This is a genomic window from Herminiimonas aquatilis (genome assembly GCF_042665175.1).
GTDB lineage: Bacteria > Pseudomonadota > Gammaproteobacteria > Burkholderiales > Burkholderiaceae_D > Oxalicibacterium > Oxalicibacterium aquatilis.
In genome coordinates, this window is record NZ_JBHTCC010000001.1 from 590754 (window position 1) to 610691 (window position 19938).

At 54.5% G+C, this 19938-nt stretch carries 24 protein-coding genes; 1 reads left to right on the forward strand and 23 read right to left on the reverse strand.

What is annotated here, in order from left to right:
- Positions 1-5 precede the first annotated feature (5 nt).
- From ACFQO0_RS02640 to ACFQO0_RS02735, 20 genes are all read right to left on the reverse strand, one after another.
- The gene (locus tag ACFQO0_RS02640) at positions 6-566 is read right to left on the reverse strand and encodes a DUF3261 domain-containing protein (RefSeq protein WP_382232493.1); all 561 of its coding nucleotides are present in this window, start codon (positions 564-566) and stop codon (positions 6-8) included.
- Positions 551-1849: an NAD(P)/FAD-dependent oxidoreductase gene (locus ACFQO0_RS02645; RefSeq protein WP_382232494.1), complete on the reverse strand. Its 1299-nt coding sequence runs from the start codon at positions 1847-1849 to the stop codon at positions 551-553. The genes ACFQO0_RS02640 and ACFQO0_RS02645 overlap by 16 nt, the downstream gene beginning before the upstream one ends.
- Positions 1833-4184 carry an MMPL family transporter gene (locus ACFQO0_RS02650; RefSeq protein ID WP_382232495.1) on the reverse strand — a complete coding sequence of 784 codons (2352 nt, stop codon included), beginning with the start codon at positions 4182-4184 and terminating at the stop codon, positions 1833-1835. Before ACFQO0_RS02650 ends, ACFQO0_RS02645 begins: the two co-directional genes overlap by 17 nt.
- Positions 4184-4789 (reverse strand): outer membrane lipoprotein carrier protein LolA, encoded by a 606-nt coding sequence (locus ACFQO0_RS02655; RefSeq protein ID WP_382233993.1) that lies wholly within the window; start codon positions 4787-4789, stop codon positions 4184-4186. Before ACFQO0_RS02655 ends, ACFQO0_RS02650 begins: the two co-directional genes overlap by 1 nt.
- Before the next feature lie 11 nt (positions 4790-4800).
- A complete protein-coding gene (locus ACFQO0_RS02660) occupies positions 4801-5229 on the reverse strand; it encodes an acyl-CoA thioesterase (RefSeq protein WP_382232496.1) in 429 nt (142 codons plus the stop codon).
- Positions 5213-6778, reverse strand: a complete 1566-nt coding sequence (locus tag ACFQO0_RS02665) for an HAL/PAL/TAL family ammonia-lyase (RefSeq protein WP_382232497.1) — start codon at positions 6776-6778, stop codon at positions 5213-5215. The genes ACFQO0_RS02660 and ACFQO0_RS02665 overlap by 17 nt, the downstream gene beginning before the upstream one ends.
- Positions 6765-7748, reverse strand: coding sequence for an LpxL/LpxP family acyltransferase (locus ACFQO0_RS02670; protein WP_382232498.1), 984 nt, complete (start codon positions 7746-7748; stop codon positions 6765-6767). The genes ACFQO0_RS02665 and ACFQO0_RS02670 overlap by 14 nt, the downstream gene beginning before the upstream one ends.
- Positions 7745-8521 carry a glycosyltransferase family 2 protein gene (locus tag ACFQO0_RS02675; protein ID WP_382232499.1) on the reverse strand — a complete coding sequence of 259 codons (777 nt, stop codon included), beginning with the start codon at positions 8519-8521 and terminating at the stop codon, positions 7745-7747. The genes ACFQO0_RS02670 and ACFQO0_RS02675 overlap by 4 nt, the downstream gene beginning before the upstream one ends.
- Entirely contained in the window at positions 8514-10286 is a 1773-nt protein-coding gene (locus tag ACFQO0_RS02680) for an ApeI family dehydratase (protein WP_382232500.1), read from the reverse strand. Before ACFQO0_RS02680 ends, ACFQO0_RS02675 begins: the two co-directional genes overlap by 8 nt.
- Positions 10287-10313: 27 nt before the next feature.
- Positions 10314-10826 carry a COG4648 family protein gene (locus tag ACFQO0_RS02685; RefSeq protein WP_382232501.1) on the reverse strand — a complete coding sequence of 171 codons (513 nt, stop codon included), beginning with the start codon at positions 10824-10826 and terminating at the stop codon, positions 10314-10316.
- A 38-nt stretch (positions 10827-10864) separates the two neighbouring features.
- Positions 10865-11119, reverse strand: a complete 255-nt coding sequence (locus ACFQO0_RS02690; protein ID WP_382232502.1) for an acyl carrier protein — start codon at positions 11117-11119, stop codon at positions 10865-10867.
- A gap of 27 nt (positions 11120-11146) precedes the next feature.
- Positions 11147-11401 carry a phosphopantetheine-binding protein gene (locus tag ACFQO0_RS02695; protein ID WP_382232503.1) on the reverse strand — a complete coding sequence of 85 codons (255 nt, stop codon included), beginning with the start codon at positions 11399-11401 and terminating at the stop codon, positions 11147-11149.
- Entirely contained in the window at positions 11394-12203 is an 810-nt protein-coding gene (locus ACFQO0_RS02700; RefSeq protein ID WP_382232504.1) for a lysophospholipid acyltransferase family protein, read from the reverse strand. The genes ACFQO0_RS02695 and ACFQO0_RS02700 overlap by 8 nt, the downstream gene beginning before the upstream one ends.
- Positions 12169-12915: a beta-ketoacyl synthase chain length factor gene (locus ACFQO0_RS02705; RefSeq protein WP_382232505.1), complete on the reverse strand. Its 747-nt coding sequence runs from the start codon at positions 12913-12915 to the stop codon at positions 12169-12171. Before ACFQO0_RS02705 ends, ACFQO0_RS02700 begins: the two co-directional genes overlap by 35 nt.
- A 209-nt stretch (positions 12916-13124) precedes the next feature.
- The gene (locus ACFQO0_RS02710; RefSeq protein ID WP_382232506.1) at positions 13125-13847 is read right to left on the reverse strand and encodes a class I SAM-dependent methyltransferase; all 723 of its coding nucleotides are present in this window, start codon (positions 13845-13847) and stop codon (positions 13125-13127) included.
- Between the two features lie 63 nt (positions 13848-13910).
- The gene (locus ACFQO0_RS02715) at positions 13911-14645 is read right to left on the reverse strand and encodes a hypothetical protein (RefSeq protein ID WP_382232507.1); all 735 of its coding nucleotides are present in this window, start codon (positions 14643-14645) and stop codon (positions 13911-13913) included.
- Positions 14646-15125: 480 nt separating this feature from the next.
- Positions 15126-15563 (reverse strand): YeeE/YedE family protein, encoded by a 438-nt coding sequence (locus ACFQO0_RS02720; RefSeq protein ID WP_382232508.1) that lies wholly within the window; start codon positions 15561-15563, stop codon positions 15126-15128.
- Positions 15564-15573: 10 nt separating this feature from the next.
- Positions 15574-16005, reverse strand: a complete 432-nt coding sequence (locus tag ACFQO0_RS02725) for a YeeE/YedE family protein (RefSeq protein WP_382232509.1) — start codon at positions 16003-16005, stop codon at positions 15574-15576.
- A 2-nt stretch (positions 16006-16007) separates the two neighbouring features.
- Complete coding sequence (locus tag ACFQO0_RS02730) at positions 16008-16334, reverse strand: ArsR/SmtB family transcription factor (RefSeq protein WP_382232510.1); 327 nt, start codon at positions 16332-16334, stop codon at positions 16008-16010.
- Positions 16335-16489: 155 nt separating this feature from the next.
- Positions 16490-16693 (reverse strand): hypothetical protein, encoded by a 204-nt coding sequence (locus tag ACFQO0_RS02735; RefSeq protein WP_382232511.1) that lies wholly within the window; start codon positions 16691-16693, stop codon positions 16490-16492.
- A 168-nt stretch (positions 16694-16861) separates the two neighbouring features.
- Here ACFQO0_RS02735 and ACFQO0_RS02740 point away from each other — a divergent pair, with 168 nt between their 5' ends.
- Positions 16862-17692: a prolipoprotein diacylglyceryl transferase family protein gene (locus tag ACFQO0_RS02740; protein WP_382232512.1), complete on the forward strand. Its 831-nt coding sequence runs from the start codon at positions 16862-16864 to the stop codon at positions 17690-17692.
- A gap of 9 nt (positions 17693-17701) precedes the next feature.
- Here ACFQO0_RS02740 and tehA read toward each other — a convergent pair whose 3' ends face one another.
- The 3 genes from tehA to ACFQO0_RS02755 form a co-directional block, all read right to left on the reverse strand.
- Positions 17702-18637 (reverse strand): dicarboxylate transporter/tellurite-resistance protein TehA, encoded by a 936-nt coding sequence (gene tehA, locus ACFQO0_RS02745; protein WP_382232513.1) that lies wholly within the window; start codon positions 18635-18637, stop codon positions 17702-17704.
- Positions 18638-18812: 175 nt separating this feature from the next.
- Complete coding sequence (locus ACFQO0_RS02750; protein ID WP_382232514.1) at positions 18813-19004, reverse strand: YgaP family membrane protein; 192 nt, start codon at positions 19002-19004, stop codon at positions 18813-18815.
- A gap of 111 nt (positions 19005-19115) precedes the next feature.
- Positions 19116-19910 carry a sulfite exporter TauE/SafE family protein gene (locus ACFQO0_RS02755; RefSeq protein WP_382232515.1) on the reverse strand — a complete coding sequence of 265 codons (795 nt, stop codon included), beginning with the start codon at positions 19908-19910 and terminating at the stop codon, positions 19116-19118.
- Between the last annotated feature and the right edge of the window lie 28 nt (positions 19911-19938).

The window sequence follows — 19938 nt, forward strand, 5'->3', positions numbered from 1 at the left end:
ATTCATCAAGGGCCGAAAGGCACTGACTGAATCGTCAATCGATATTGGTAACGCATGTTTTGCAGCACGACCGTGCCGGTCCAGCGCGGCATCGCACTGTATTCGATCACCGTCACTACCGTGCCGTCCTTGTACAGGGTGCGGCGCAGGCCCTCGTCTTCTATGGACCAGCCCGGCGGCAACTCTTGGGCAATCGCCTCTTTCGGCCACAGTGTCAGCTGCAAATCCTCCAGCACATCCTCGGCGCGCACTTGCGCAGGCAACATCACATGGCGCCACGAAGTCAATTCCTTGCCATCGTAACTCAGGCTCAATACGCGCTGTCCAAATGCCAGGCCGACCAGTTGCAAATGATCAGCGTCAACTTCAAGCGCGGCATCCAGGTCGTCGATACGACCTTCACGCTCGACCTTCAAATGCTGCTGGCGTGCGATGGAAGCGCCGAGGGTGGCGGGTGCCAGCTTCAAGCCAAGACGCTCCTGTTGCGGCGCTGGCTTGGTGGCACAGCCGCTCGCCAGTAACACAAGTGAAATCAGCGTCCAGCGACGCATCAGACTGGCGTACATATACTCTCCAGGGCGGCCAGACGGCGCACGGTTTCTTTCACAAAGGGATTATTCTGATCCCATGCATAACCGGCCAGAATCGCAGCAATCATGCGGCGAATTTCCGGTTGCTGGTTCGGATGAAAAATAATCTGTTGAAATCCGCCTGCATACCATGACTCGACAAACGCACGGAAGGTATCCACGCCGGCACGCAAAGGTTCACCATATTCTTTTTGCCAATCCACCTGGATGCCATCGAATTGGCGCTGCAATACGGCGGCAGCCAGACTCGCCGACTTCACCGCGATCGTGACGCCGGATGAAAAGACCGGATCGAGAAACTCTCCCGCATTGCCAAGCAAGGCATAGCCTTTGCCCCACAAGGACGCGACGTTAGCCGAGTAGCCGACGATGTGACGCGCCGGCGTATCCCACTTCGCGTTTGCCAATACTTTTTGCAAGGATGGCACTTCCGCCACGATCGCTTGCAAGCGTTCGGTGTCGCTGCCCTTGTAGTTGTCAAGGAAGCTGGTCTCTGCCACCACACCCAGCGAACAACGCCCTCCGGCAAATGGAATCGTCCAGAACCAGACATCACAATGTTGCGGATGGATGGTTACCAGAATCTTGTTGCGATCGAAGCCTTGTGGATTTCCTCCCTGCGCAATGCCATCTTCGATATGCGTAAAGATCGCACCACGCACCGGGAAGTTGGACGGCGTTTCCAGTTTCAGCAAGCGCGGCAGTATGCGGCCAAAACCGCTGGCATCAAGAATGAAGCCAGCTTCGATTTGATAGATGCGTCCATCCGGATCTTTCACCGTCACCAGTGGCTTGTCGCGTTCCAGATCAACGGCAATCACTTCATGCCGATAGCGTATCTGCGCGCCAAAGCGTTCCGCTTCCTTCGCCAGTACGTGGTCGAAATCAGCGCGCTGTACCTGGTACGTCGTGCCCCAGCCTTCCGAATGCTTGTCGCGGAAATCGAAATCGGTATATTCATCGCCACGCGCAAAAGCCGCGCCGTTCTTGAACTGGAAACCACCCTCCACCACGGCGCGCAACATGCCCGCCTGTTCCAGGTATTGCATGCTTTGCGGCAGCAAGCTCTCGCCAATCGAAAAACGCGGGAACTGCTCACGTTCGATTACCAGCACTTGTCGACCCTGCTGACGCAACAGTGCGGCAGCGACGGCGCCGGACGGACCGGCACCAATGATCAATATTTCGGCTGATTCAATCTCGTGCTCAGGTTCGTTTTTGAGTTCGTGCTTATGCTCGTTTTTATGCTCTTGATTCATCCGTATTTTCTTTTCCGAAACAGGGAACGATGAGCCATACCAGCGCCGTCCCGATTAACATCGTCAGGCCAAACGCTTGTAGAGCAGGGGTCCGGCTCAAACCGAGCAAGCCGAACGAAAGGATGGTATTGGCCGCCGACAAACCGACAGCCAGCCACGATGTTGCATCACGCTTGCTCGATTGTTCCTGCATGAAAATGCCGTAATCGACACCCACACCCAGCAAAAGCATCAAGGCAAGCACGTGAAAAAGTTGCAGGTTTTGCCCGGCGAAACCCAGCAATGCGAGGGTGCTGATACTCGCCACAGCGGTCGGTACCAGTACCCGCCAGGTATGACGGCGATAACGCGGGAACAGCAAGGCAAACACGACGATATATGCAGCAAGCACCACCAGACTCATGTATTCGCGATAACGGCCAAGTACCGATGAAATTTCATCGACCTTGTCTACCCATTGCACGCCATCGAGTCCGGTTGCCGCCTGTTGCAGCAAGGGCAGATCAACATTGCTCAGGCCACGCAACGCCACAATACTGGCAGTCATGCCCTCTATCTGGCCAAGCCATAAATGACGCCATGGTTCACTCGCCGGCGTCTTCAGGAATTCTTCCAGCGTCAACAGCTTGCCCGACTCCAGCAGATGCGCACGCGTCGCCGCCGTCCAGGTTTTGTCTTCGCCTATTTTTTCCGCCAGTTGCGCCAAAGGGCCATCGCCATCAAGCAATTTTTCCTTCAGCAAAGCAATACGCGCATCCTGCGTTTGCGCTGAGGGTACCCAGTTCGACATGGCTTGATAACCGCTAATCTTGTGTTGGGCGATCAATGGATCCAGTCGCTTCTTCAATATTTCTTCACGCTGCAAGACAATTTCTGCGGATTCACCGCGCACCAGGAAAAACTGTACCGGCGTCGGCGCATCCAGCAAGGTGCTGAGCTTGATCTGGTCATCGATTAAATGCTTGGGCGGGGTTTGCAGCAGGCGAATATCGTCATTGGCGCCCAGACGCAGGCAGCCTATTACTGCGAGCACGATAAATATCGCGGCGCAAGACAAGGTCAACTTGTTCATGCGCAGGCGCGGCCAGTAAGACAGCGTGTTGCCGTATAAACGAATCAGGGTACCGCCTTTGAGGGTGCCGCCGCTAATGAGTAGCGGGAACCAGCACACCACCGTCATCCAGGCAAATATCAAACCCAGTGCGGAGAACAAGGCCATCTGCCGCAAACCAGGAAACGGCGTAAACGCCAGCCCCATGTAACCAATTACGGCTGCCAGCAAGGTCAGACTCAGTCCTGGCATCAGCCGTTTCAGCAAGGCTGTCGAATCGAGTTTTTCGTCGGCCCCCAGACGATTGCACAGAAAGTAAATGCCATAGTCCTGCGCCACACCGATCAGGCTGGCACCGAACACGAGTGTCAATAAATGAATCCGGTCGAACAGAAACCAGCAAATCGAAAAAGAACCGAGGCAACCTATGCCGATCGATAGCAGCACCAGACCGATAGGCTTGAAGGAGCGAAAGCTCAACCACGTCAGCAAAATGATGCCGGCCAGCGAACCCAGGCCGATCGTCGATACTTCGCCGCTGGCCTGTTCCCCGGCAGCAGCAGCATGCAATACGACGCCTGCGGTAATGATTTCAACCTGAGGGTCCGCCTTGCGAGCAGCGCTCTTGGCCTGTTCCAGCAAAGGTGCGATGACTTCCTGCGCACTCATCGAAAAAGCTGGTATCTGCAGAGTCAGCGGTAGCAATACATATTGCTTGTCCTTGTTCTCGACAAACAGATATCCATCGCGTGGTCGCACTGGCGTTTCCTGCGCACGCTGTTGCACCCACTCGCTGAATAATCCAAAGGGATCGTCACGCCACGCGCCCAGCTTGGGGCCGGAAAACGGGCTATACAGTTTGGCAAGCGCGGCATCAACCCAGAATGCGGGTGGCTGCGTGCGCAATTGATCTTCCTGTTGCGAGGTCAGCAAGGGCAGACGGTGCTGCTGGAATTGCTCCAGCCAGTCGCTCTGCATCTGATCGGTCAGTTGCGTGGCCTGCAGCAAATCCTTTCTATTCGCCAGCACGGCACTGTATGCATCGGCTGCGCGCCTGGCATCGGCCCAGTCGGCAGCACCCACCAGTACGATCACGCGCTGCTGCGAGGCTTCGACCATATGCGTGAATGACTGCTGCAATATCGGATCGCGCTCCTGCACCGGCAGCAAGGCGAGAATATCGGTGTCGGGCACAATGTGTTTACCCAGCCACAGATAGGCATTGTGCGCGAGTAGCATGCAGACCACCAGCGCCCATGCCAGTGCCAGCCCTTTACGATTCATCAAAATAAGGCTGCCTCTTCCGCCAGCATCGCTGTTTCACCGGTTTGTATCGCAGAGAAAACGATATTGGTTTTATCGCCGCTGGCTTCGCTGAGCGTGATGTTGTTGACGTAGGACCCGCCTTCCAGCGAAATATCGCCTATGGCTTTGGCCAGCGCGGGTTCGCGCGCTTTCAAAGCGACGCGCCAGCTTTTTGCATCGGCGCTGCCGTCGACTTCAAACAAGCTTTGCAGTTGCGACAGATCGCCAGACAGCAAAGAGAACAACACACTATTGATCATGCGCACAGTGGGTTCCTGCTTCGCATCCAGTCGCGTCGCAACGCGTTCGCCCTGGAATTGGACGATCTCGTCGCGCGTCAAACGCAGGGTGCTTGGAAAAGGTTGCAAGGTGCGCCACAACACACCCTTGCCGTTGACGACGCAAAAACGGCCATTCGACAACAGCGGTTTTTTCATGCCGCTCAACTGCTTGCTTTGGTCAAAACGACCGCACAGCATTTTCGGCTTGGCCAGCATATTCTGGATTTTTTCAATCGGTGCTGCCGCGCTGCTCACACCTGCGCAGAGCGTCAGGCACAGGCCTGCGAATAAATGCTTCATCATGCGTTGGATCATCATTCGACTCCCAGTTTTTTGAGTAAGACCGGCGGCGAAACAAAACACATTTCACCGCTGGCCATGTTGAGTGCTACTTGCGTGGTGCTGGCGCGCGTGAGACGGGCACCGGTTTCCGCATCGGTGATCAGGTATTCAATCTTCAAGCGGTTTTCCCATTCGACGATATCGGCGCGCAGTTTCAGGCGCTGGCCGAATTTGGCCGAATTGATATAGCGCAGTTGCACATCAATCACCGGCCACGCAAAACCGGACGCACCCATTTCGACATAGTTGTAATCGATCTTGTCGAATAATGCGCAACGCACAACTTCCAGATACTTGATGTAATTTCCATGCCAGACGATCTGCATTGGATCCAGGTCAAAAAACTGTACCTGTAGCTCGACCTCCGCCCACCAGCGACTGGCTTCAGTTTTGCGGCGCATACAATTCCCACGCCTGACTGCGTATGCGTTCCAGCAGCACGCGCAAGTCAGGCTCCAGACGACGATCTTCGACGATCAATGCGACATCCTTACCCAATACTTCCATCATGTCCGACAGCGAGGCATGCAAAGCGGCATCCGGCTGCACGCGCAAACGCAAGGCCACGCCCTGGCGCACCGAGATCAGCAACGCAGCGACAACCTGTTCGGTCAATTCCAGCACACGCAAGCAATCGCGCGCGGCGATCGTGCCCATGCTGACCTTGTCCTGGTTGTGGCATTCGGTAGAACGTGAAAATACCGAGGCCGGCATCGTCAATTTCAATGCTTCTGCTGTCCATGCGGATGCGCTGATCTGCAATGCCTTCAAGCCGTGATTGATCGCGGCGCGCGATCCTTCTGCACCGGACAGATTTGCCGGCAAGCCATGGTTGTAACGGCTGTCTACCAGCAGGGCCATTTGTCTGTCCAGCAGATCGGCCAGATTGGCGACGGCGTTTTTCATGCCGTCCATCGCAAATGCAATATGACCACCGTAAAAATGGCCACCGTGCAACACGCGTTCGCCTTCTGCATCGATGATGGGATTATCGTTGGCGCTGTTTAGTTCGTTTTCTATCGACTGCCGGAAGAACGGCAATGCATCGGCCAGCACGCCAATCACATGCGGCGCACAACGTATCGAGTATCGATCCTGCAGACGCTTGCCATTGCGTTCTGTTTGTTCGCAATCCAGGTCCTGGCGCAACCAGCCTGCTACCTGTTGCATGCCGGGATGCGGCTTGACGGAAAACAGGGTTTCATCAAAGTGATGGGCATTGCCGTCCAGCGCGAACGAGGCCATCGCGGTAATGCGTGTCGTGAGTTTGGTCAGATAGGCGGCGCGGTCGTAGGCGAGGCAAGCCAGCGCGGTCATCACGGCGGTGCCGTTCATGATCGCCAGGCCTTCCTTCGGGCGCAGGCGGATCGGCTTGATGCCGGCTTCGCGCAAGGCCTGCTCGGCCGGAACTTGCACGCCGTCGCGCCATACTTCCCGTTCACCGCACAACACGGCGGCAAGATAGGACAGCGGCGTCAGATCGCCGCTGGCACCAACCGAACCTTCGGATGGAATCAGCGGCAACAGACCGGCATCCAGCAAACGTGCAATCTGTTCCAGCAGTTCTACCGAGACGCCGGAAAAACCCTTGGACAAGGAAGCCAGTCGCGTCGCCATCACCGCACGTGTTTGCGCCGGCGTCAGATATTCGCCGAGGCCGCAACCGTGATAGGTAAACAGATGATGCGGCAACTCGGCAATCAGTTCAGGCGGAACCACGACCGTGCATGAATCGCCATAACCTGTCGTGACGCCATAGATGATGCCGTCCTCGCGCAACAGGCGGTCGAGAAAATCGGCACCGCGCGCAATCGCTGCGCGGAACTTCGGATCGTCCGACAGAATGGCTTGTGCCTTGCCGTTGGCAATATCGGCAATGTCTTCAATCTGCAAACGACCTTGATCGAATTGAACTGCGCGTTGTGTTTTTTTAATATCAGCGGGATGCATCGTGAGTATCCAGTGTTGGTAAGTGCCAGAAATCGTAGAAATTAAACCATTGCAATGGTGCACGCAGACAGTAATGCTGCAGGCGCGCAGCATAATCTGCCACCAAAGGCTGCAACGCTTCGTCCCGACCTTTGCGCGGCAATCGTATCGTTTCGCGCAGCAATTCGAAATGAAGTTCCACCCGTTTGCCCTGCTGCAGCGGGAACAAGAGAAAGGTCGGGCATTGAAGGACGCTAGCCAGAACATACGGCCCTACCGGGAAAGCCGCCGGCGCCCCCATAAAATTGGCGATGGCAATGCGCGGGTTCGGTGCCACCGGTACGCGGTCACCGGCAATCACGACGAACTCGCCCTGCTCGATTTTTTCCGCCAGCAACATCGCGGTCGCCGGCGTCATTTCTGTGACCTGCATCAGATTCAACTGACTCTGCGGATCCAGCGCGGCCAGCATTTGATTAAAGGCGCGCGCATGCTTGGTGTGGACCAGTATCGTCAGGCGCATCTTGTTGTGTTGACGCGATAACACGCGGCACAATTCCAGATTGCCGAAATGTGAACAAATCAGCAGCGCGCCGCGCTTTTCAGCAATCAAGCTATCGATCGGCTGGCTACCAAAATACTCAATATGCTCGGCCTTGAACAAGCCACCCCACAGCAACATCTTGTCGAGTATGGTCTCGGCGAAGGACGCGAAATGTTTACGCACGCCCGACATGCCGGTGCTGATGTCGACCTTGCCATCACCAAAACATTGAACGCGACGCAAATAATCCAGCGAGGCACGACGCGGCAAAGGCTGCGTCAATACATACCAGAGCAGCACCGGATACAACACAAAACGGAAAGGCCAGCGGCCGAACAATCGATAAATCCAGAACAGCAGACGCATGCCGGTCACGAAACTCAATTCGTTGATGTTCGCCCAGTGGTGCGCCTGTGCGTTCGCCTGCGCGTTTGCCTTGGTATTCATCGCGTCCGCCATTTGCGCGCCAACAGAGAAGGGAAACGCCACAGCATGCCTAAGAACAAGGTTGCATGCATACGCGTGATCAGCACATTGTCCAGCCAGAGGCGGAAGTGCGACACGCCATCCAGCGGATACGCCACCCGCGTCGGCAAATTAATGACCTCGAGTCCATCCCAATACAGGCGCACGATAATATCGGTATCGAAATTCATGCGTGTGCCTATCTTTTGCCTTGCCGCCAGCGCGATCACCGGTGCCACCGGATAGGCGCGAAAGCCGCACATCGAATCCTTGATATCCAGCGACAAGGTATTGATCCACACCCAAACATGGGTCAGGTAACGACAGTACAAGCGGATCGCCGGTACCGACTCGTCATAGATAGGACAGCCGGCGATAATGCTGGCCGGATGCGCCGCGGCTAATGAGAGGAATGCCGGAATATCAGCTACGCGGTGCTGACCATCGGCATCGATTTGCAAGGCGTGCGTATAACCATCAGCGGCAGCGCGCGTAAAACCCGTCAGCACGGCTGCACCCTTGCCGCGATTCTCCGCATGGCGTACCAGTGTGATTTTGTCCGGCTCGGCGGCAGCCAGCGCATCGAGCACCCGAGCACAAGGCAATCCACTGCCATCATCCACCAGCATGCAAGGCACGCCGTGCTGCAGCACGGCAGCGACGACCTTGCCGATTGCATGTTCGTGATCGTAGACGGGAATCAGGACAATGGGCTGGAACGGCAAGACGTCCTTGGGTTGATCCTGCTCAAGCATGGGACACCGCCTCGACCACAAACAGGACACGACCGCTGGCATGCTGCCCTGCCGTTGAAAAATAACGGAAATTCAAACTGCCTTTTTGCGCGTCATGTATCAGTTCCAGCATGACCGGCTGATCCGGTCCGATCACGCGCTGGAACTTGAGTGCATTCACCGCATGGAAACGTGGCGGCAAATCAAAATATTCACGCCCTTTGCTGATCGCCCAATCCAGCTGGACGACACCGGGCAAAATCGGCGCCTCCGTAAAATGCCCGTCGAAGTACAGCAAATCCGGCGGCACCACGATTTCAAGCGCGACGCGCTGCAGGTCTTGCTCCATCAGTCGCGCATGCGGCACACGCGGACGTTCGTCTAGCAATGCATGCAACATCGCATGCGTGGTTTTTCCCTGCGCGTTCAGTGGCAACTGATCCAGGTAACGCCAGCGTCGCGGCAAAGCCACGGGCTCGATCGCATCAACCAATAATTTTTTGAGGTAACCGTTCATAACAAGCTTGCCTTCGGCTGCAAACAGGCTTTTGCCGTGCTCCGATAAAACAAGAAAAGAAGCCAAACGTTGCCGCTGACCTGGCACTTCATCGCACATCAATACCCGCACATCACTGATGTAATCGGAGGCTGCCAGGAGTGCTTCAATCGCAGTCAGCGAAATGCGCTTTTCTTCAATCTTGACGATACGATCGCTGCGACCCGTCAGCATGAAGCGCCCGGCACCACATGCTTCAGCACAATCCGCCAGACGGAACCATGCATCATCCGGCAAATGCGGCGAGCGAATTTCCAGCACGTTTTCACTTGCTGAAAGATCTTCTTCTGTATTGGTCGCGATCAAGCGCCATTCAACCTGCGGCAAAGGCAGCCACGATTCGTCTGCGGCATGGTCTGCAGCACGAGTGCGCTGACGCCAGGCGATGCCGCCGGTTTCCGAACTTCCATATACTTCGATGGGCACCTGCCCCAGCAAGGTGCCGGTAGCGTGCGCCACGTCTGCCGGCAAGGGGCCGCCGGATGAAAAAACGGCACGTACATAGTGGGCGGCGGATGACCACGGCAAGTGATCGGGCATACGCTTCAGATGCGCAGGACTGGCGATCAGGATGCACGCGCGGCTAGCCAACAATCCGACCAGTTCTTCCGGGAAGTTCTGGCTGCGCGCATGTATGGCGCGGCCCGTGGTCAGCGGCCACAGCACCTTGAACAGCAAACCGTATATATGTTGATGCGACACCGTTGCGACTATGTCGGCGTCACCCAGCCGCGAACCAAACACGGCTTCCAGCGTGACAACCTCGTTCGACAATTGCGACAGGCGCTTGGGAATGGCCTGTGCCGTGCCGGTGCTGCCCGATGTATGCACAACCAGAGCCACAGCATCTGCATTCAGCACAGCAAAATCAATGGTAGCGGAAGCCTGCACAGGGCCGGCCTGCAAAGGTCGCCATTCCGCCGGGAATTCTCCGATGAATCCGTCCACCGATTGCGCCAGTGCCGCACAACTTGCAGCCAGCGTATCGGCAGTGAGCCACACCGTTTTCCCTGCTTGCCAGGCTCCTAAAAGAGCGGCACCGAATTCGATGCTGTCTTCGATATACAAAGCGAAATTTTGCCCTGCAGTGCGCTGTAACAATGCATGCCACGCATGCATGCGCAATACGAACTCATCATTACGCAGCACCTTGCCATCGCGCCAGCCGATTATAAAATCGGCAGGACGCTGGGCGGCAATACTGGCCAGGTTGATAAGCGGTGCGTGCATGGAATGAGTTCGAAAATAAGATAGGAATCAAATGTTGTTGAGGCGCTTGAAGCGCGGACGATAAAGAAGTTCGCCACCAAATAAAATACCCATCAAGACGTAAGAAATAACGCCGGTATACAGCGACCAAACCGCTTCGGATGCCCACAAGGCCGTACCCAGTCCGATCGATCCATTTATCACAAAGAACACGCACCAGATCTGGGTCACGCGTCGCGTGTACATCACAACCAGTGGATGAAGATTCGGCTGACGCAAGCGCGCTAGGCGTTCAATCATTGTCGGTGGAAAACGCAAGCTGTAGCCGAACAGGGCCAACATCACACAACTCACCAGCACCGGATAGAGCTTCAGGGGCAGCAGCATATTGGCCCACACTGCAATGGCAGCCAGCACGATTGCACCGGCCATAGACCAGCGCGCCACCTTGTTGAGCTTGAGTAGAGGCAAACGCGTGGCCGCAGCCAGCAGTAACAAAGCTGCCAGCCAGCGCGGCTCTACCTGCCCATGTCCGACCCAAATCACTAGCGGATAGAGCAAGGTAATGAGGACCGTAACAAGCGTCAGGATAGAGCGATTTATACTTCTTGCTCCGATGCCAGATCGGACAAGGCGTCAACCACATCACCGATGGTGCGTATGGTCTTGAACACCTCAGGTTGCAGGCGCTTACCCGTCATCTGTTTCAATTTCACAGCCAGATCGACCGCATCGATACTGTCGATATCCAGATCCACATACAAATTTGACTGCGACGTCAGTTTTGATTTATCCAGTTCGAACATCTCGGCCAACAAATCGACGACCCACACATACAGTTCGTCCTTGCTCATTGTGCTCACTGCTACCATACCTTACCCTTATTTCTGTCTATGATTTTCAATTAACGTCGCCAGTGCACGCACCGAAGAAAAATGGCGCCGCGTATCGTCCGATTCAGCCGACAAGGAAATGCCATAGCGCTTTTGCAGGGCAACGCCAAGTTCGAGTGCATCGATAGAATCGAGGCCCAGGCCCTCAACGAATAATGGCGCATCGGTGTCGATGTCGGCCGCACTGATATCTTCCAGCTGCAGCACATCGATAATCATTTCTTTCACTTCTTGTTCAAGCATGTCCTTGGCTTTCTTCAGTAAAATAATTTTGCAGATAGTCGGTCAAGTGCCGTGCCGCCAGCACTTCCGATACACCATCCGCGATAAAGCGATCGATCTTGATATCGTCGCGTACTTCAATTCGAAAACGCACGATGCGCGATGGCACACACCACCATTTTTCGCCCTTGCCCAGCGTCAGCGGATCGCAATGTATCACCACTGGTGTGATATCACGTGCCCCGCGCACCGCGATATTGGCAGCGCCCCGTTTGAGACTGATCTCGCCGCTGGCAGAAGTACGCGTTCCTTCCGGGAAGATAATCAGATTGTTCCCATTCTGCAGTGAGGCGATGCAATTTGCTATCAATTCCGCACCCGAATCATTGTTAATATAACCAGCCGCACGTATCGGCCCGCCGGTAAAAGGATTGTTCCATAACCGTCCCTTCACAATGCAATCAGCGCGCTTGACGAAGGCCATCAGAAATACCGTGTCTATCAAGGTTGGATGATTCGCCAGAATCAGCAATCCATTGCGCTCCAGCCGATGCTGGCCAACGATTTCATAACGCAACACACCCAATGTCTGCATCAGGCCGACAAAACCTCGAAACGCAAAACGTATCACCGCGCGCGCCAGCGTTACTCTTTTGTCTCGTTGCCAAACAAACAAATTCAGTAGTGGAAATACAGCAACACGCAATAACAGTCCGCCCACTCCGAACGTCAGAAAACTAAAGCCTGTGGCAAACACCCGCCAGTATAGTGAGCAACTTGAGGCCGGGTTACGCATCACGCGCCCAGCGCCAGCGTCGTCCATCGGCAACGCGCTCCAGGCAGGGATCTTCACTCAATTGAAACTGCAATACCTGCAAACTCGGCGGCATGGCGTGCACCTCATTCTGCTGTTCGTTGGCCGCCATCCAGCTCAGCCGTAACGTTGCTTTCGCATCCTCGGACGCCGGTACCATCAACCAGGCCCATGCATGAGGTTGCTCCGTGCAGTCCTGAAATTTTTCAAATACTTGCGGCAGACAATTGTCGTACGCGACCAGCAAGACCATAGGCGCACCATCCGCCATCAAGCCGCAAGCCTCAATCACAGCATGCTCTATCGTGCTGGCACCCGCCGCCAAGGCGAGGTGATTAGCTTGATCGGCGCGCGCGATCGAAAACAGACCGGCGCTGGCATTGTGAACCGCCAGACCAAATGCCGTGGGCGACAGTGCGGCACCTTGTGCCAAATCGTTCAGCAACTCATACGCACGTGCCACTTCACCATGGCGTGAGCAAAACACCGCGGGAACATCCTTGCGTCCGTCCAGACATTGATAGGCCACTTCCAGCGCCATCTTGCCAAGCGCGCCTGCCCGCCTGCGCAACATGGGTGGCATCTGCCTGACTCCAGGCTCGGCATCGCCCACGATCTCAAACGGCCGTTTCGCCCATGCAAGCCAAGCTTCAGGCGTCTCTATCCCTGGCGCCCATGCGGTATGCGCCGCAATAGAAAACCGCAAGCCGTCTATGCGCATGGTTGTTTGCCCAAGAGATCAAAATGAATAAAAACACGCATGTTTATTACGCCAGAGAAAGTGTCTGTTATTCCAAAGCCCGCGGCATTATAAACAATTGTTTTTGCCTAATGACGTCCGGCCATCCGACGCTCTTGCAGGGCATCTTTACTACTGGAATGTTGGTGGCTTATGAGAATGTACGCTGTGCGGTAACGTACTTACACGCTTTATATATGCGGCTTGGTCGCTATCAGGTTGATCAGGGTTTCTTCGCGGTCATTCGATGGCTTGAGGCCCAGCAATTTTTCCATCATCCCGAGGTCTTCACGACTCCACCAGAGATAGGGATAGGAAATCGATTCATCCGCAACCGCAAAGCCGGCGCTGCGCACCAGTGTCAAATATTCGGGCGCAGTTTTTTGTACATCCATAGGATGGCGGAACAACAAACGGATGATCCATGAATGGATATAACGGCGCGTGGATTCTGCAAACAGCAGGATGCCGCCCGGCTTCAGCACACGAAAGAATTCGCGTATAGCCTGTTCCTGGTCAATCAGATGATGAAAGGTCTGATGGCAAAACAGCAAGTCGACGCTATTGTCGTCAAGCAGGATGTTGGAACTGGAACAACAAATGAACTCTGTTTTTGCTGCCAGATCCGCGTTTTCACGAGCCGTCGCCGCCAGCATTTCAGGATCAATATCCATCGCAATCAAGCGCTGCGGTTGGAAACGGCTATTGAGCCTGCCCAAAGAGCGCCCGAAACCGCAACCGACATCGGCGACGACAGGATAAGACGCCAGACGTTGTGGGATCAATGTTTCCAGATCATTCAAGGCCCTATCCAATACATGGACGGTCCATGTATTGGTTTGCAAAAACCACTTACCAAATGCAGTCTCGGGAACATGCGGCTCCGCAGAGCCAAAAGCGATGGGCGCTGTCATAACAATTCTTTGCGGCGGTGAAGGTAAATCAGATTGAAGGAATACGGCGAAAAGGCCAATTGATCAGCGGTCGAGTGCCGCATTCGCGTATTTTCTAATTTTCTTGTTCGGTGCTTTCACGGCAACTTCCTGCAGCAACGGACGGTATTGTTCTTGTTTTGCACTACCCAAGGCTTTCACCATCCATGCAACCGCATCGATCGGGCCATTGTCATTCTCATTTGTCATATTCATATAGCTGGTACGAATCTCAGCTTCCAGCGTGCTCAGCAAAATGGCATCTTTATTTTCCGCATAGACGCGTTGCGCACCCAGTCTTTTCAGCAAAAAATCATTAGAGCGCAACATATTCAGCACGCGATTTACATCATCGCTATATTTCGCATCAAAGGAAGCACGATTGGAAATAAGCGGATTCCATTTCTGGTAATAAGGCATATCTTCCAGCGCATTTTTCGCGCGCCGTCCATACGTCAAATCGGGAGCAAAATTTTGCAGGGTGGCGGCATATTTTGACTGACCGGAAAAACCCAGGGCGCGGATGTAAAGCACAACCTCGTTACGCGTTTTTCTGTCGTAGCGTCCTGCTTCTGCCGCTTCAATCGCACGACGCTCAATCAGGTCGAACACGCGAGGGTCGGCAATACCCATCCACTCCAGCGACTCCACAACTTCCGCCGTCACACTCTGCGTGCCGGAAAATGTCTGGACATAACGATTGACATCGTCTTCCAGCGAAGCTGCATGCGCAATGCCGGTGGAAAACAATGCTAGCAATATCGCGTTGAATATTTTCACGGAGGGCCCTCAAAAAGGTGGGAAAGAATAACGGGACCCGTAGTGTAGTCGGAAATTCCGCGACATTGCACTATTAACATTTATTTGCAGCGTGAGGAGGATGGAAGAAATTATCGCGCTCATCAAGACTTGCACGCCTGCTTCAAAAGAGTCAGGTGACGAAATGCAAGCACATCAATAATGCATTAAAGGAAACGGGAGGACAGGCAGGTAGAGTATGGAAAAACTGCCCTCACACGCATGCGGCATTCCCCAATTGCGATTGGCAGATAGCGTTAGATCGATCATCTTGGGCTTATTAAGGTGCAATTCGTAAAAGCACAAGAAAGCGTCGTGATCACGACCGCTGACCCTGGCGTTATGTCGTTATGTCATTTTCCCCAGCCGCTAGTCGAGACTGACTGACCATACAGTCTTGAGCACGCCACACGCCGGTGTCCTGCTCAAGTTATCCAAACAGCCTTCACTATGCGCGTCATGTCACGACGGCTGCTTTCGGTTTGAAGCTGGCCGGCGTTCCCAAACCTCGAAAATCATCATGCCGGCAAGCATCGCAACGATGAAGATGATCGACTTTGGATTCCCCATCGTCAGCGACACGAGTGCAGGTCCAGGACAATAACCGCCCAACCCCCAACCTATGCCGAATAGCAGACTGCCGGCTATAAGGCGACGGTCCAGATTCGTTGCCGTCGGCAAGCGCATTGCTTCGCCAAGCAAGGATTTTTGCAGTCGAGAAGCAAAGCGGAATGCAAACAGCCCAACGATAATTGCGCCGCCCATGACGAAGGCGAGTGATGGATCCCAATCACCAGACAGATCGAGAAAATTCAGTACTTTAGATGGATCGGCCATGCCGGATACGATCAGTCCGAGGCCGAATATCAATCCGATGAGCGATGCCATGATTATCTGCATACAAGCCTCCTTAGGCGAATAAATGACGGATGACAAATACCGTCGCGAAACCGGCCAGCATGAAACTCACAGTCGCCGCGACCGAACGCAACGAGCCGCGCGACAATCCGCACACGCCATGACCGCTGGTACAGCCTGACCCATAGCGGGTACCAAAACCGACCAGCAGACCGGCCACAATCAACATGCCGGTTCCGGCATCGATACGCACAGTCGGCAAAGGCGCGAACAATTGATACACCAACGGAGCGCATGCCAAGCCACCGACAAAGGCTATACGCCAGGCTATGTCTCGTCGCACCGGGCGCAGCAAGCCACCTACAATCCCGCTTATGCCCGCAATCCTGCCGTTGAACAGCACCAGCAAGGCGGCAGAAAGGCCGATAAGCAATCCCCCGGCCAATGAAGCCCAGGGAGTGAAATTGATCCAGTTGATCGTCATGATTACCTTCCTTTCGATTTGTTGCAGAACAACGCGTACAGCACCTGCATCACAGCCAGCGCTTCTTCGCTGGCGATGTTGTAGTAAATCTGCTTGCCTTCGCGCCGCGTATCGACCAATCCCTGCTCACGCAGCACACCGAGCTGCTGCGACAAGGTTGGCTGCTGTATGCCCAGCATTTCCTGCAATTCGCGGACGCAATACTCACCCTGGGTCATTTGACACAGCAATAGCAAGCGATCTCGATTTGCCAGGTTTTTTAATAAACCACAGGCTTCTTCTGCAGCATCCTGCATTGCCTGCAGATCGATTTCTTTGATATCTGTCATATCCGTCTTCATTAGAAAAAGTTTCCTATCCAAATCGATACCGATAATTATATTATATATTTAAGTATAATGTTAATGATGGATTTGATCGGATCAACGCCATAAGCATCTTTGATACAAACAGACACCGATCTGGCTACATCCGATTTGATAGTTCACACGGGACCGATCGCACGTCTATGCAGAACTGGAATCAGTTGCGGGGATACGATGCGGAGTGTCGCCTCAAAAAAACAGTATGTCGCAAACATGGCGATGGCGACCTGCGCCATCTCACCGGTGCAAATCCAACCAGCCACTTTGAAACCAAAGCTGATCATGAACTGTCCCATAAACTTCTTGTCTGTAGCCATCATCATGATGACGCATCAACCGTGCGGAAATGACGCGATTGACTACCGCGCGCGCCTAAAGTGCATGATCAGATCAATGGACTAAGAGAAGCAAGATTGACAGCGGGTATATGGTTCGACGATCTGCTTGATCGACAAGCGGGATTGGGCATTCACTTCTAGAAAACTTCATACATGCATAGTATCCAGATTGGCAGCTTTACCCTCCCAGGCACGCTGATTGTTTTCGCCGTTTCAATGACGATCGCTCTACTTATCGGCAGGAAGATAGCCGGCAAACTGGCAACTGTCTTCGAAAAGAAATTCTGGCAAACATTCTGGATCGGTTTGATTGCCGCGCGCATCGGCTTTGTACTGAAATACTGGGAGTCCTATTTCGCAGCCCCGCTCGACATCATCGACATACGTGACGGCGGCTGGCATGCGTTCGCCGGTTTCGGTGTCGCATGCCTGTATGCGCTGATGCAAATCGCAAAGTTGCACGCGATCAAAAAACCGATGGCTGCAGCTTTAGTCGCAAGTCTTTCACTTTTCTTGCTGGGCTCATTCCTGTTGTCGATGCCCGTGGAAAAAGATGTCCAATTGACGGCAACACCCGTTCTTACCCTGCAAGGAGGCGCGACATCGCTCAAGGCCTTTGCAGGCAAGCCGACCGTGGTCAATGTATGGGCTAGCTGGTGCCCTCCCTGCATCCGCGAAATGCCGGTACTCAGTAAAGCCCAGCAACAATATCCGGACATTCACTTCGTCTTTCTCAATCAGGGTGAGGCAGCAGAGACTGTGCAGAAGTTTTTAAGCGCACGCAATCTCACGCTTGAGAATGTGCTGCTGGATCCGCAAGGTGCGATCGCCAAACAGTATGATGCGCGTGGCTTGCCTACCACTCTGTTTTTTGATGCCACCGGCCGCCTGATCGACAAACGAATCGGCGAACTCTCGCACGCTACCCTGATGGACCGCTTGTCCACTATCCCGCTCTCATCCACGGACAATTTCAGGCAATGAAAACCCGATTCAGCCCGGACGCCACTTGAAAAACAGATAGACGGTGCGGACTGTAAGATTGGCGATAAAAAGATTGGCAGCTATGAACACCGGTATCGCCAGTGTTTGCGCTGCACCGATACCGTTTAATGCCAGCTTCAAGCCGACAACAGTCGCCGCCGCCACGCCGAAGGTGTAAGCCCAGTACGAAGGCGAAAAAGGCTGGGCTGCCAGCCAGCTGCGCAGCCGTATTCCCAGCATTAGCTGGAACAGACCATAGCCCCACAACATCAGCAGCCAATGATCAGTGCTGCCAGGTGCTAACAGTTGCCAGGCCATCGCACAAACGACAGGCGGCGCAAACTGTATGCCGAGCAAGGGCCTTTGTTGTACCGGCATCCCGGTGGTGTGCCAGAGTCGCTGTATCACCAGCGATTCCAGCGCCAGCCACGAAAACACGCCTGCGCCGAGAAACAACCAACCCCAGTCTGCATGTCCCAGCGCCCCCAATGCTGCCGCGCTGGTGAAATTGCCAGCTACCGTCGGCAGATAAAGCGTGGGTACGGTGTCGAGTGCGTCGCGTCCGCCTTGCCATAATATGCCGGTGTGCCAGAGGGAGAACAGCAGGTGCCAGCAAATGCCTGCCACGGTTAGCGCGTAAGCCAGTGGTCGCGAATATGGCAGTGCAGCCAGCGCAATCAGCAGCGTTGCAACCGCGAGTAGCGCGGGTGTACTGCCTTGCACCGGATGTTTGAATTCGTTGCGCACCAGTTGCGGATTGCGCAGCGCTTGCAAGAGGTAGCTGAGCAGCAGAACCAGCCAGGTCAGTGCCGCCAATAACAACAGGGATTCGCCTATCCAGCGCGGCATATTCCACAACGGGACGGCGACGCGCCATGCCTGCCCTAGCCCGGACAATCCAAGCACAATGCCGAAAAATGATGCGGGAAGTGGCGCGCGAGCCATATTTTATTCCTTGATTTTTGTAACGGAGGACGAATTGTCAGATGCCGCTACCCGATAAAGGAATGTACATCACCTCAACACTATCAATGTGCAGATTGCCGCGCCTGCAAAGCACCAGCCTCCAGGGACGCGGCAACCGCTTGGAACAGTTGCGTATATTTTTTCAGCAAGCCGCTTATCTATTCAGACGGCAGGTGCTTAGGCCCAACGGTAAATATACCGGGCAAAATCGAAATAATCCGGTAGCCAACGGAATCACGCCTATCCAGCCCCACGCGCCGATTACACCAAACAGGGTGGCAGCGATCAGTCCCGCGCCAGCGACAATGCGAATTGCACGGTCGATACTTCCTACGTTAGCTTGCATGGCATTTCCTCGGTAAATTAATAAATTTATGTTATTGACCAACATCTGACGGCTAGCCGTCTCTTCATCACACACGACACCTTCCTTTAGATATACTGCCCCGCAACGAGGTCACCCTGCAGACTTGACGAACAATCCCAGAGCAACCAGCGAACACACGATTCCAAAAACGAATTTGAGATGCCGGCCAGGCCAGCGTGATGCATAGCGACCCGCGACCAGCGTTCCCAGCGCCGCGCCAGCGGCAAAGGGAAACCCCGCAGCATAGTCAAAGTGCCCACCGTAAATGCTGCCAGCCACACTGACGAGCGAGATCAAGGCGATCACGGCCAGCGAAGTGGCAACGATGGATTGCATCGTGAGATCGGTGATGCGTTGCAAGGCCGGCACAATCACAAAGCCGCCGCCTACCCCCAACAAACCCGAGAGCAGGCCAGCCAGACCGCCGATGGCGGACAGCCGGGCAGCACATTTTTTGGTCCAGATAAATTTCCCGCTTTCTGTAAAGCGCACGCAGGGAAACTCAGGGCGATCGGGTTCCTCACCCGGACGGCGCATCCCTTCTCTTACACTTTTATATGCGACACCGAGCAAGACGATTGCAAACAGCATCGTGAGATAACGCGTATCAAGTTGCCGTGCCAGCCAGAATCCGGCCGGCGCTAAGACGATACCGACTGCTGCTATCAGCCCCGCAGCGCGGTAACGGACGATACCTTTGCGCAAACCCATCGCCGCCCCGATCGCAGCGGCAATACCAACCGCCAGAAGACCGATAGGACTGGCCTGGGCGACAGTAAAGTGCAATCCAAAGACCAGCAAGGGCACCGCCAGAATGCCGCCGCCAGCGCCGGTCAATCCCATGATGCAACCAACCACCATGCCCAGGGAAAGACTGATCAACATATTTTTCTCACTAGTTTTAAGAGAAACA

Bases quoted from the DNA above. Each gene is read 5' to 3' on its own strand.
- ACFQO0_RS02640 (WP_382232493.1), bottom strand. From the start codon at position 566: ATGTACGCCAGTCTGATGCGTCGCTGGACGCTGATTTCACTTGTGTTA.
- ACFQO0_RS02645 (WP_382232494.1), bottom strand. From the start codon at position 1,849: ATGAATCAAGAGCATAAAAACGAGCATAAGCACGAACTCAAAAACGAA.
- ACFQO0_RS02650 (WP_382232495.1), bottom strand. From the start codon at position 4,184: ATGAATCGTAAAGGGCTGGCACTGGCATGGGCGCTGGTGGTCTGCATG.
- ACFQO0_RS02655 (WP_382233993.1), bottom strand. From the start codon at position 4,789: ATGATGAAGCATTTATTCGCAGGCCTGTGCCTGACGCTCTGCGCAGGT.
- ACFQO0_RS02660 (WP_382232496.1), bottom strand. From the start codon at position 5,229: ATGCGCCGCAAAACTGAAGCCAGTCGCTGGTGGGCGGAGGTCGAGCTA.
- ACFQO0_RS02665 (WP_382232497.1), bottom strand. From the start codon at position 6,778: ATGCATCCCGCTGATATTAAAAAAACACAACGCGCAGTTCAATTCGAT.
- ACFQO0_RS02670 (WP_382232498.1), bottom strand. From the start codon at position 7,748: ATGAATACCAAGGCAAACGCGCAGGCGAACGCACAGGCGCACCACTGG.
- ACFQO0_RS02675 (WP_382232499.1), bottom strand. From the start codon at position 8,521: ATGCTTGAGCAGGATCAACCCAAGGACGTCTTGCCGTTCCAGCCCATT.
- ACFQO0_RS02680 (WP_382232500.1), bottom strand. From the start codon at position 10,286: ATGCACGCACCGCTTATCAACCTGGCCAGTATTGCCGCCCAGCGTCCT.
- ACFQO0_RS02690 (WP_382232502.1), bottom strand. From the start codon at position 11,119: ATGAGCAAGGACGAACTGTATGTGTGGGTCGTCGATTTGTTGGCCGAG.
- ACFQO0_RS02695 (WP_382232503.1), bottom strand. From the start codon at position 11,401: ATGCTTGAACAAGAAGTGAAAGAAATGATTATCGATGTGCTGCAGCTG.
- ACFQO0_RS02700 (WP_382232504.1), bottom strand. From the start codon at position 12,203: ATGGACGACGCTGGCGCTGGGCGCGTGATGCGTAACCCGGCCTCAAGT.
- ACFQO0_RS02705 (WP_382232505.1), bottom strand. From the start codon at position 12,915: ATGCGCATAGACGGCTTGCGGTTTTCTATTGCGGCGCATACCGCATGG.
- ACFQO0_RS02710 (WP_382232506.1), bottom strand. From the start codon at position 13,847: ATGACAGCGCCCATCGCTTTTGGCTCTGCGGAGCCGCATGTTCCCGAG.
- ACFQO0_RS02720 (WP_382232508.1), bottom strand. From the start codon at position 15,563: ATGCAGATAATCATGGCATCGCTCATCGGATTGATATTCGGCCTCGGA.
- ACFQO0_RS02725 (WP_382232509.1), bottom strand. From the start codon at position 16,005: ATGACGATCAACTGGATCAATTTCACTCCCTGGGCTTCATTGGCCGGG.
- ACFQO0_RS02730 (WP_382232510.1), bottom strand. From the start codon at position 16,334: ATGACAGATATCAAAGAAATCGATCTGCAGGCAATGCAGGATGCTGCA.
- ACFQO0_RS02735 (WP_382232511.1), bottom strand. From the start codon at position 16,693: ATGATGATGGCTACAGACAAGAAGTTTATGGGACAGTTCATGATCAGC.
- ACFQO0_RS02740 (WP_382232512.1), top strand. From the start codon at position 16,862: ATGCATAGTATCCAGATTGGCAGCTTTACCCTCCCAGGCACGCTGATT.
- tehA (WP_382232513.1), bottom strand. From the start codon at position 18,637: ATGGCTCGCGCGCCACTTCCCGCATCATTTTTCGGCATTGTGCTTGGA.
- ACFQO0_RS02750 (WP_382232514.1), bottom strand. From the start codon at position 19,004: ATGCAAGCTAACGTAGGAAGTATCGACCGTGCAATTCGCATTGTCGCT.
- ACFQO0_RS02755 (WP_382232515.1), bottom strand. From the start codon at position 19,910: ATGTTGATCAGTCTTTCCCTGGGCATGGTGGTTGGTTGCATCATGGGA.